Annotated in this window: 14 protein-coding genes and 1 tRNA gene; 9 read left to right on the top strand and 6 right to left on the bottom strand. The window is 72.8% G+C overall.

Going from position 1 to position 10286, the window contains the following annotated elements; genetic code table 11:
* The 3 genes from ACWEVO_RS18415 to ACWEVO_RS18405 all read left to right on the top strand — a co-directional run.
* Positions 1–369, top strand: a 369-nt coding sequence (locus tag ACWEVO_RS18415; protein ID WP_452308743.1) for a hypothetical protein, incomplete at its 5' end; no start/stop codon positions are given.
* Positions 370–422: 53 nt separating this feature from the next.
* Positions 423–1037, top strand: coding sequence for a hypothetical protein (locus ACWEVO_RS18410; protein WP_452308742.1), 615 nt, complete (start codon positions 423–425; stop codon positions 1035–1037).
* A 32-nt stretch (positions 1038–1069) separates the two neighbouring features.
* Positions 1070–1564 carry a hypothetical protein gene (locus ACWEVO_RS18405; protein WP_452308744.1) on the top strand — a complete coding sequence of 165 codons (495 nt, stop codon included), beginning with the start codon at positions 1070–1072 and terminating at the stop codon, positions 1562–1564.
* A gap of 59 nt (positions 1565–1623) precedes the next feature.
* Here ACWEVO_RS18405 and ACWEVO_RS18400 read toward each other — a convergent pair whose 3' ends face one another.
* Positions 1624–3270, bottom strand: coding sequence for a hypothetical protein (locus tag ACWEVO_RS18400; RefSeq protein ID WP_452308741.1), 1647 nt, complete (start codon positions 3268–3270; stop codon positions 1624–1626).
* Between the two features lie 256 nt (positions 3271–3526).
* Between ACWEVO_RS18400 and ACWEVO_RS18395 the strand changes: the two genes are divergently transcribed.
* A complete protein-coding gene (locus tag ACWEVO_RS18395) occupies positions 3527–4066 on the top strand; it encodes an HD domain-containing protein (RefSeq protein ID WP_452308740.1) in 540 nt (179 codons plus the stop codon).
* 113 nt (positions 4067–4179) lie between these two features.
* Here the strand turns inward: ACWEVO_RS18395 and ACWEVO_RS18390 are convergent.
* Positions 4180–4266, bottom strand: a tRNA-Ser gene (locus ACWEVO_RS18390).
* A 75-nt stretch (positions 4267–4341) separates the two neighbouring features.
* Here ACWEVO_RS18390 and deoD point away from each other — a divergent pair.
* The 3 genes from deoD (at position 4342) to ACWEVO_RS18375 (ending at position 6237) form a co-directional block, all read left to right on the top strand.
* Positions 4342–5049 (top strand): purine-nucleoside phosphorylase, encoded by a 708-nt coding sequence (gene deoD, locus ACWEVO_RS18385; RefSeq protein WP_452308739.1) that lies wholly within the window; start codon positions 4342–4344, stop codon positions 5047–5049.
* Positions 5050–5152: 103 nt separating this feature from the next.
* Positions 5153–5791: a TetR family transcriptional regulator C-terminal domain-containing protein gene (locus ACWEVO_RS18380; RefSeq protein WP_452308738.1), complete on the top strand. Its 639-nt coding sequence runs from the start codon at positions 5153–5155 to the stop codon at positions 5789–5791.
* Positions 5788–6237, top strand: coding sequence for an acyl-CoA thioesterase (locus ACWEVO_RS18375; RefSeq protein WP_452308737.1), 450 nt, complete (start codon positions 5788–5790; stop codon positions 6235–6237). The genes ACWEVO_RS18380 and ACWEVO_RS18375 overlap by 4 nt, the downstream gene beginning before the upstream one ends.
* A gap of 70 nt (positions 6238–6307) precedes the next feature.
* On the opposite strand, the gene ACWEVO_RS18370 is transcribed toward ACWEVO_RS18375, so the two are convergent.
* From ACWEVO_RS18370 to ACWEVO_RS18355, 4 genes are all read right to left on the bottom strand, one after another.
* Positions 6308–6946 (bottom strand): nucleoside deaminase, encoded by a 639-nt coding sequence (locus ACWEVO_RS18370; protein ID WP_452308736.1) that lies wholly within the window; start codon positions 6944–6946, stop codon positions 6308–6310.
* A complete protein-coding gene (locus ACWEVO_RS18365; protein WP_452308735.1) occupies positions 6936–7460 on the bottom strand; it encodes a tRNA adenosine deaminase-associated protein in 525 nt (174 codons plus the stop codon). Before ACWEVO_RS18365 ends, ACWEVO_RS18370 begins: the two co-directional genes overlap by 11 nt.
* A gap of 119 nt (positions 7461–7579) precedes the next feature.
* A complete protein-coding gene (locus tag ACWEVO_RS18360; protein WP_452308734.1) occupies positions 7580–7750 on the bottom strand; it encodes a hypothetical protein in 171 nt (56 codons plus the stop codon).
* A gap of 71 nt (positions 7751–7821) precedes the next feature.
* Positions 7822–8214 carry a hypothetical protein gene (locus tag ACWEVO_RS18355; protein ID WP_452308733.1) on the bottom strand — a complete coding sequence of 131 codons (393 nt, stop codon included), beginning with the start codon at positions 8212–8214 and terminating at the stop codon, positions 7822–7824.
* Positions 8215–8316: 102 nt separating this feature from the next.
* Here ACWEVO_RS18355 and ACWEVO_RS18350 point away from each other — a divergent pair, with 102 nt between their 5' ends.
* Positions 8317–9069, top strand: coding sequence for a M23 family metallopeptidase (locus ACWEVO_RS18350; protein ID WP_452308732.1), 753 nt, complete (start codon positions 8317–8319; stop codon positions 9067–9069).
* Between the two features lie 69 nt (positions 9070–9138).
* The gene (locus tag ACWEVO_RS18345) at positions 9139–10209 is read left to right on the top strand and encodes a PHP domain-containing protein (protein WP_452308731.1); all 1071 of its coding nucleotides are present in this window, start codon (positions 9139–9141) and stop codon (positions 10207–10209) included.
* Positions 10210–10286: the final 77 nt, after the last annotated feature.

Genomic DNA, 10286 nt, shown 5'->3' with positions numbered 1-10286 from the left:
CTGGACGCCGCCGGCCTGGTGGAACTGGCCGACGTCCGGAGCCGGCGCGGCGGCCAGGAACGCCGCTACCGCGCGGTACGCGCGCCCTGGCTGACCGAGCAGCGGGAGGGGCAGGCCCTGCTCGCCGAGTCACTGGCCCGCAACCTGCTGGACCGGGTGGCCGACCGGGCCCCGGAGGCGACCGGCGTCACCGTCGACGCCGAACTCTGGGTCTCCCCAGAGGACTGGGCGGCGGCTCGCAGCCGGCTGCACGCGATCATGACCGAGCTGCACGACGCGGCGCGCCCACCGCACGCCCCCGGTACGGTCCGGGTGGGTGCCACGGTGATGGCCTTCGAGATGGCCGACCCGCCGCCTGTGGAAAACTGACCCGCCGTCGTACACATGTTCCATCCACAACCTGTGGACACCGAGAGGGCCGGATGGGTTACCAGCTCAGCGCGGTCGTGGCCGACGTCGAGCTGCTCCGCGAGCAGACCGGCGACCTGGACCACGCGGTGCTCGCCGCGCTCCGCCAGGACTTCGCGCTGCTGCCGGTCACCCCGCAACTGGTCCAGGAGCTGACCGGCGACCTGCCGGACTTCGCCACCGGGGAACCCTCGGCGGAGCAGCCCTTCCGACTCGTCCTGTCGCGCGCCTTGGCCGACCTGCTGGCCCGCTGGTCCCGGCAGGGTCCGGTGGCCTACCTGGAGGCGGAATTCGCCGGCGGGCTGGGCCATCAGGCGGCCGCGGTGTGGCTGGGTGGCGAGGTGAGCTGGGGGCCGCACCTCGACCGCACGCTGGACCGGTCCCGCGCCGACTGGCCGATCAACGCGGCGCTGGCCCGGCTGGGCGTTGAGCCCGGACCCTGGATCGACCTCTTCGCCGAGTTGGGCCTGCACCTGGAGGGCGACACGGCCGGCTGGCTAACCCACGGCCGGCGCGGGCTCTCCGCCGACTACTGGGACGAGTTGGCCGAGGAGTGGGAACTCCGGCAATCCGACCCGGACCAGCAACCTCATCGCCCCGGTCCCGTTGGGGACTGGGGGATGCCATGAAACTGCGACAATTCGGCTTCATTGCCGTGCTGATGGCGGCCGCCTCGATCGCCGGCAGCGGCGTCCGTCCACAGGGGCCGGAGGTGCCGACCCGGCCGGTCGGGGCCGCCGAGGTGGTCGGCCTGAACGGGCTGCGCAACGCCGAGTTCGGCACCACCGAGGAGGAACTGACCCGGCGCGGGGTGCTGCGTACGGAGGTGACCGCGTGCGGGCCGACGCTGGCCGGGCACGGGTCGGCCAGCCCGATCTTCGTCGACGACCGCCTCGTGCTGCTCTGGCTCGACGACCCCATGAGCACGCCCGAGGGGATCAGCGTCGGCACCCCGGTCGCCGCGGTCCGGGCCGCGTACCCGTCGGCGGTCGGGCTGTCCGCTCCACAGGGGACGTACCGGTTCGACGGGCTGCTCGCCCGCGACGGCGACCGGGCGTTCCTCTTCCTGCACGACGGGACGACGGTCCGCAAGATCATCGCCGGGTACGCGGACTGGGCCCGGCGCCTCTTCGACGAGGGCTACGGCCCCTGCTGACCCCCGCAACGGCGAAGCGCCCCGGGCGGACCGGGGCGCTTCGACCGTCAGGAGCAGACTCAGTACAGCGGGCCACCGCTCTGCGGCCCGGCGATCCGGATGCCGTACCGCTCGGGCCAGACGTTGTCGCTGCGCGTGCTCAACCCGGTCCACGTCGTGGACTGCGGTGCGAGACCCCCGAAGCCGCCGTAGAACCGCGTCACCGACCCGGACGGGTAGCCGGCCAGGTCGCCGGTCACCTCCTCGCCGGGCGCCGCGACGACACCGTCCAGCCCGCCTCTGCGGTCGAGGTTGAGCAGTGCGACCGAGGCACCGAACGTGTCCCCGCGCTCGGCCGAATTGGGGACGCCGGACTGGCCCTGGTAGAACGCCTGGGCGCCGCTACCGGTCAGCCCGGCGGTGGAACCCTTCAGCAGCGTCACGGAGCCGGCTCCCCCCACCGTCCCCGCGCGATCGCCCGGCGCGCCGACCAGCACGTCCGCCTTGCCGTCGCCGGTCACGTCACCGGCCGCGAGCGCCGCCCCGAAGCGGTCGCCGCCCTCCGGTGCCCCCGGCACCCCTGAGGTGCGTTGCGTGATGATCCGGACCGCGCCGCTGGACAGACCGGTGGAGCGGCCGGTGAAGACCGCGATCAGGCCACCGGTGATGTCCGGGGTCTGGGCGCTCGGTGCGCCGGCGATCACCTCGCCCAGCCCGTCGCCGTTCACGTCACCGACGGCGAGCGCCTCACCCAGATACCAGGCGATGGTGTCGACCTGGTCCGTCGCCCCGCGCACCGCCGCGCCGGTCACCCCGGTGGCACCGGTGGTGGAGACCCCCGTGGCCGAGCCCCACATCAGGGTCACCATGCCGCTGCCGTCCCAGGAGCTGCTGTCGTCCTCCTGGGGAGCGCCGATGACCAGGTCGGCGTACCGGTCGCTGTTGACCTTTCCGATCGCCAGCGTGTAGCCGAAGTGGTCGTTCCGCTCCGACGTCCCCGGCACCGCCGCCTGGTCCTGGCTGAAGAAGGCGGCACCGGTGGCCGTCAGGCCGGTCGCGCTGCCGAGGAGAACGGTGACCGAGCCCGCCTCCTGCTTGGTGCCGATCGACTCCCCGTACGCGCCGATCGCGAGGTCGGCGCGGCCGTCCCCGTTGATGTCACCGGCCGCGAGCGCGCCACCGAAGTGGTCGTACTGCTCCGGGTCACCGGGCACCCCGGGCGAGCTCTGGCTGAAATGGCGGGCAGAGCCGGCCACCAGGCCCCTGCTGCTGCCGGGGATGATCCAGACCCCGCCGGCGTGCGTCCTGTTGCCCGGATCCACCTCGTCCTGGTCACCGATCGCCAGGTCGTCGTAGCGGTCGCCGTTGAAGTCGCCGGCCACGAGCGCGGTGCCGAAACAACCACAGCCGCCGTCGGGCCCGAGGACACCCAGGAAGTAGTCGACCTGAGGTGCGGACGAATAGCGCACGGCCACCACCCCGGTCGGGGTCTTCGGCACGGTGTAGTTGAAGGGGTCACCCGTGGCCGCCAGGTCATCCACGCCGTCACCGTCGAAGTCCGACCGCGTGATCCCGGTCTTCCGCACCGGCTGGGGCCGGAGGACGCCCGTCTTCACCACCCGGTCGTACTGCAGGACGACGCCCTCCCGGGTGATCGTCTGCACCCCGTCCGCCGCCGCTGCCGGGGCACTGAGTGCCAGCCCGGCCAGGACTGCGAGCACGGACACACTGGTAGTTTTCCGCCGCAACAGAACCCCCCGTTCGATATCGACGTGCGACACCCTAGAGGAGTGGACCAGTGATCGACGTCGACCGAGTGGTCGGCGCGGGTGGGCTGAAGATGCAGACGGGCAGGAGATGGGGCCGTTGACGGCCCACGGAGGGGCCTGACGCCAGAGGCGCCGGAACTAAACTTTGCCCATGCCTGAGTCTTCCGGCTTGTCGGAACTTCCCGGTACGCCTGCGGCGACGGCGGCGCTGTCCGTGGCCACCCGCTACTACTCGCCTGCGCTGCTCAACCACTCCATCCGGTCATACCTGTGGGGGGTGAGGTACGCCCGTGCGCACGGAATTGCCTTCGACGACGAGCTGTACTTCGTCTCGGCCCTCCTGCACGATGCCGGCCTCACCGAGCCGTTCGACAGTCATTCGGTCCCGTTCGAAATGGCCAGCGGGAACCTCGCGTGGGTGTTCGCGGTCGCCGCCGGCTGGCCCGAGGCTCGTGCGGCCCGCGTGGAACACATCATCGTCACCCACATGCGCGCCGACGTGTCCGCCGCCGAGGACGCCGAGTCCCACCTACTCCAGGTCGCGACGGCCTGGGACGTGGCGGGACGACGCCCTGAAGAGTTCTCCGAGGCCAGCAGGAAGAGCGTGCTGGACCGGTACCCCCGACTGGACTTCGCCATGGAGTTCCTGGCCTCGTTCGAGGACCAGGCCGAACGCAAGCCGTCGAGCGCGGCAGCACAGTCGATCGAATCGGGCGGGCGCCTTCGGATCCTCGGGCATCCGCTCGACGCCTAGTCGGTCCCGCCTCTCGAAGACGGAACGGCTCACCCGAGGTCGGTCGACAAGCCGGAAAGCGGAACGCCCGGCCGATCCTCGCGGATCGACCGGGCGTTCTCGCATTTCACGAGCGGTGGCGGCGGGATTTGAACCCGCGGAGGGCGTAAACCCTCACACGCTTTCGAGGCGTGCTCCTTAGGCCACTCGGACACACCACCGCCGAGTAGGCTACAGGACCACCGGTCCGGACGCCGAACCGGTATCCCCCGGGCCGGCCTGGCAGGATCTTTGCCATGAGTACGCACATCGGCGCTGAGCCGGGAGAGATCGCCGAGCGGGTCCTGATGCCGGGCGACCCGCTGCGGGCCAAGTGGATCGCGGAGACCTACCTCGAGGACGCCCGCTGCTACACGACGGTCCGCGGCATGCTGGGCTTCACCGGCCGCTGGAACGGCGTCGAGGTCTCCGTCCAGGGCTCCGGCATGGGCATGCCTTCCGCCTCCATCTACGCGCACGAGCTGATCAACGAGTACGGCGTGAAGACGCTGATCCGGGTCGGCTCCTGCGGTGCCCTGACCGAGGACCTCCAGTTGCGGGACGTGATCGCCGCGATCGGTTCGTCCACCGACTCGAACATGAACCGGATGCGGTTCGACGGCCTGATCGACTACGCCCCGGTGGCCGACTTCGGGCTGCTGCGTACCTCGGTCGAGGTGGCCGAGCGGCGCGGCATCACCATGCACGTGGGCCCGATCCTCGCGGCGGACGCCTTCTACACCGACCGGCCGGACCTCTACGACGCGCTCGCCGACTACGGCGTGCTCGCGGTGGAGATGGAGTCGGCGGCGCTCTACACGATCGCGGCCCGGTTCAAGGCCCGCGCGCTGACCATCCTGACCGTCAGCGACCACATCAAGACCGGCGAGAAGACGACCTCGCAGGAGCGCGAGCAGACCTTCGGCCAGATGGTGGAGGTTGCCCTGGACACCGTCATCGCCTGACCGCCCTCACCGCCCCGCCATCCGCTCGGATGGCGGGGCGGTTGCGTGCCAGGTCACATAAATAAATACGACCGGTCGTGCTCTTTTCCGTTACGCTCCCCGCATGACCTCGGACGGACGCGTGGCCCGCGGCGAGCGGACCCGCACGGCGGTGCTCGACACCGCCGTGTCCCTCGCCACCGAGGTGGGCCTGGACGGCCTCTCCCTCGGCCAGCTCGCCGACCGGCTCGGGGTGAGCAAGTCCGGCCTCTTCGCGCACTGGCGGTCCAAGGAGGCCCTCCAACTCGCCACCGTCGAACGGGCGGTGGCGCAGTGGCAGGAGCACATCGTCGCGCCGGCCCTGCGCGCCCCGCGCGGCGTTCGGCGCCTGCGGGCGCTGCACGAGGCCCGGATCGACTTCTACGCCGCCCGGGTGCTCCCCGGCGGCTGCTTCTTCGCCAACACCGAGTTCGAGTACAACGCCCGCCCCGGCCCGGTCCGGGACCGGCTCGCCGCGGCGTTCGGCAGCTGGACGGCCCTGCTCGAACGCCTCGTCCAGGAGGCCGTCGAGCTCGGCGAACTCCCCGCCGAACTGGATGTCGCACAGCTGGCGTACGAGATCGACGCCCTCGGGATCGGCGCGGCGATGCGGTCCCGGCTGCTGGAGCCGGAGGCCACCTACCGGCACGCCCGCCAGGGCCTGCTGCGCCGCCTCCGGGAGCTGTGCCCCGACCCGACCCTGCTGACGGAAGGCCCGCGATGAGCGACCCCACCCACTTCGGTCACGTCGAGCACGTCACCGTGCACTTCGACGACCTCGACGCCATGGGGATCCTGCACAACGCCCGGTACGCGGTGCTGCTGGAACGCGCGCTCACCCCGTACTGGACCGAACGCGGCATCGCCTTCGGCGGCCTGCAGAGCGCACCGGACGTGTTCCACGCGGTCCGCGAGTTCACCATCCGCTACCGCGCTCCGATCGCCACCACCGGCCCGGTCGCGGTGCACTTCTGGCTGGAGCACTTCGGCACCAGCAGCGCCGAGTACGCCTTCCAGTTCCGCTCGGTCGACGGCGACACGGTCTACGCCGAGGGCACCCGGGCGATCGTCCGCCTCGACCCGGCGACCCTGCGCCCGGCCCCGTGGACCGAGGCCGCCCGCACCGTCGCCGAAACCCTGCTCCGCCCGGCGCCGGCCGGAGCTGCTTGATCGACTCGGCCTGCGGCAGGTCGGCGCCACCCGGCGCGCGGAGACCCCGGAATGCCGCGGCCCGCACCGATCAGCGGAAGAAGGCGCGGAGCAGGGCGGCGCTCTCGGCTTCCAGGACGCCGGCGTAGACCTCGGGGCGGTGGGTGAGGCGGCGGTCGCGCAGCACGTCCCAGAGCGAGCCGACGGCACCCGTCTTCGGCTCCCAGGCCCCGAAGACCACCGTCGAGACCCGGGCCAGGGCGATCGCCCCCGCGCACATCGTGCAGGGCTCCAGGGTCACCACCAGGGTGCAGCCGTCCAGCCGCCAGCGTCCCAGCCGCTCGGCGGCCCGGCGGAGCACCAGCACCTCGGCGTGCGCCGTCGGGTCCCCGGTCAGCTCCCGCTCGTTGCGCCCGATCGCCAGTTCGGCGCCGTCCGGCCCGTAGAGGACCGCCCCCACGGGTACATCCTCGACCGCCGCGTCGGCCCCCGCCGGTGCCGCCGTGTCCGGGCCGGTCACCGCGATCTCCAGCGCCCGGCGCATCCACAGCTCGTGCCGCTGTTGGCGGCCCGCGCCGCCCGGGTCGGCCAGCCCCTCGTCCGCACCGGGCCCCACCCGGCCCGGCCGGCCCGGGGTCGGCTGCCCGGGGCGTACGGTCTCCAGGGCCGGGTCGGTGGCGTCGGCGGGCTCACTCCCGCCGGTCCAGAACCCGGCCGGCTCAGACCTCACGCAGCTCCTCGACCTCGTCCGCGCAGCCCAGCACCTGGCAGATCTCGGCGGTCACGTCGGCCGGCATCATGCCCTCGTGCCCGCACAGGGCGAGCAGCTTCTGCGCCGGGATGCCCAGGTCGGCGAGGAGGTCCGCGTCGCCGACCGGGTCGGCCTCCGGGTCCACGGCCGGCTGCTCGGTCTCCTCGTCGCCGCCGGCCGCGCGCGGCTCCTCGGTGTCCTCCAGGCCGGTGACCGAGGTCTTCAGGTCGCCGACCAGCAGCGCACCGAGCTGGCTCTCCTCCGCGTACGCCGAGTCCGAGCCGAAGATCCGCAGGTCCTCGCCCTCGTCCAGGCGCAGGATCACCAGGTAGGTGTCGTCGGCCTCGACGAAGAGCAGGGACAGATCGGCGTCCGGCTCGACGTCGCGCAGCCGGTCGGCGACCTCCTCGATGTCGGTGACGCCCCGCAGCCTCACCTCGTCGGCGGTCCAGCCGCCCTCGACGCGCGCCACGGCAGCAGCGAAGTACGACACGGTCCCCCCAAATTGGCCTCGGCAGCACGCCGACCCGTCACGCGTGCACGTTAACCGGTCGGGTCGGCAGGCGACCGGTCAACGCCCCGAAGGGCCGGCCGTTCCTGGAGAAAGTTCGGTCAGCCGGCAATCCGCCGGCGGGTTGCGATGAGCTGGCGCAGGCGCTCGGTGTTGACCCGCTGCGGCCGCTCGCGCTGACGTACCGCGCGCGCACCGGCCAACTCGGCGAGGAGTTGCAGGCGGCGGCGGCTCCGCTCGGGGTCGAGCCGTGGCGGGGTGGTCCAGGCCATAGGGCGAGCGTGAACCGTCACCGCGCGTACGTCAAGGGGCGTTCGCTGCGCAGCGAATCCGTCACCCATGGTCACCAGAGTGGCCAGTTCCCGCTCTGCGCCCAGCGGACCGCGACGATCGCCGCGGCGATGCTCCAGCCGCCCGCGGTGACGATCGCCACCCCGGTCGCCACGCCCCGGTCGCCGTACCGGACCAGCGCCAGGGCGGCCAGCCAGGCCAGCCCGCCGGCGACCACCGTCCACCACGCGTAGCTGGGCACATCGTGGCCGAGCAGGCCGAACAGCAGCAGCCAGGCGAAGGCCGTGACGGCGCCGACCGCGACTCCGGCGCCGGTCACCGGGTACGGCTCGCGCCAGACTGGCCGCATCGGCGCCCCGGCCGGAAAGAGTCCCGACGGGGTACGCGGCGCGGGACGGCCCGGCCCCGGCGGGGTCTTCCCGGGCACCGGCTGCCACCCGTTCATCGGCCCTGCTCCCTTCACGGATCGTGCACGTACCGACATCACGCAGCGCGACCGGAATGCTCAGCGTTCGTCCCCACCGTACTGGTCTGCCAGGATGTCCGGATGCGCTCGCGATCGATCGGCCGCCGTCCGCGTTCGGCGTACCCGATCCTGCTGCTGCTCGTGCCGGCCCTGGTCGCCGGGTGTGCGCCCGACACCCGTCCGACGGCCGGCACGGACGGCTCCTGGCAGACGCCGGGCGTGATGGCCACCTCGGGGCAGGCGACCCGGTCCCCCAGCGCCGCACCGACCTCCGCCGCCCCCTCGCCGACCCGGGCGGACCTGCGGCACGTCTTCCCGGTGAAGGCGAGCAACGTCGCCTACCACCCGACCCACTCCGCCTACCCGGGGACGGACATCTTCGCCGACTGCGGGGAGCCGGTCGTGGCGGTCACCGACGGACGGATCCTCGAGGTGAGCCGGGTGGACCGGTTCTCGAAGAGCGGCCCGCTCGGCCCGTACAACGGGGGGCTGTCGGTGTCGCTGCTCGGCGACGACGGGGTCCGCTACTACGGCTCGCACCTGAGCGCGCTCGCCACCGGTATCGACGCCGGCGTACGCGTCAAGGCCGGCCAGCAGCTCGGCAAGGTGGGCCACACCGGCAACGCCAACAACGTGTGCCACCTGCACTTCGGGCTCTCCCCGAAGTGCACCGGCCACGACGACTGGTGGATCCGGCGCGGCGTCATCTGGCCGGCCCCCTACCTGAACTCGTGGCGCAAGGGCGGCAACCGGGGACCGGCCACCGAGGTGGCCGCCTGGCAGAAGAAGCACGGCTGCCCGAAGGCCCCCAGCACCACCGGCGGCGCCGGCTGAGCGCCGTCCACTCCCGACACCCCGTCCGACGTCCGGCGGGCCGCGACGCGGGCGCGTAGGTTGCAGGGCATGACTGCCCGGGATCCCATCGCCGACCTGCGCCGGATCGCGTTCCTGCTGGAGAAGGCCAACGAGGCCACCTACCGGGTCCGGGCGTTCCGCTCGGCGGCGAACGCGCTCGCCGCCCTGCCCGCCGGGGAGGTCGCCGAGCGCGCCCGGACCGGGAAGCTCACCGAACTCACCGGCGTCGGGGACGTCACCGCCCGCTGCGTGGCCGAGTCGCTGGCCGGCGAGGAGCCGGTCTATCTGCGCCGGCTGGTCGCCACCGAGGGCACCGACCTGGACGAGGCGGCGGCGAAGCTGCGGGACGCGCTGCGCGGCGACTGCCACACCCACTCGGACTGGTCGGACGGCGGGTCGCCGATCGAGGAGATGGCCCTGGCCGCCGTCGAGCTGGGCCACGAGTACGTGGTGCTCACCGACCACTCGCCCCGGCTCAAGGTGGCCCGGGGGTTGACCGCGGAGCGGCTGCGCCGCCAGCTCGACCACGTGGCAGCGGTGAACGAGGCGCTGCCGAAGGGCTTCCGCATCCTCACCGGCATCGAGGTCGACATCCTCGCCGACGGCTCGCTGGACCAGGACGAGAAGCTGCTCGCCCGGCTCGACGTGGTGGTCGGCTCGGTGCACAGCGGCCTGAACGACGAGCGGGCGAAGATGACCCGCCGGATGCTCACCGCGATCGCCAACCCGCACCTGGACATCCTCGGCCACTGCACCGGGCGGATGGTCTCGTCCCGACCAGCGGGGGTGAAGGGCCCGGGCGACCGGGGGCACCGGGCGCGTACCCGGGCCGAGAGCGACTTCGACCCGGACGCGGTCTTCGCCGCCTGCGCCGAGCACGACGTCGCTGTCGAGATCAACTCCCGGCCGGAACGGCAGGATCCGCCGAAGCGGCTGATCCGCCGTGCGCTGGAGGCCGGGTGCCGGTTCGCCATCAACACCGACGCGCACGCCCCCGGACAGCTCGACTGGCAGCGGTTCGGTTGCGAGCGGGCGGCGCTCTGCGGCGTACCGGCCAGCCGGGTGATCAACACCTGGAAGGCGGACCGCCTGGTGACGTGGACCCGCGACCGGCGCTGACCGGGCCGCCTCGCCGACCTGGCGGCGCGCCGGACCGCGGCTAGGGACGAGCGGCGGGCTCGGCCGCCGGCACCGCC

The organism is Micromonospora sp. NPDC003776 (genome assembly GCF_053605645.1).
Note: the sequence above shows the minus strand (reverse complement) of the source record. Positions and strands in the feature narration are given on the sequence as shown.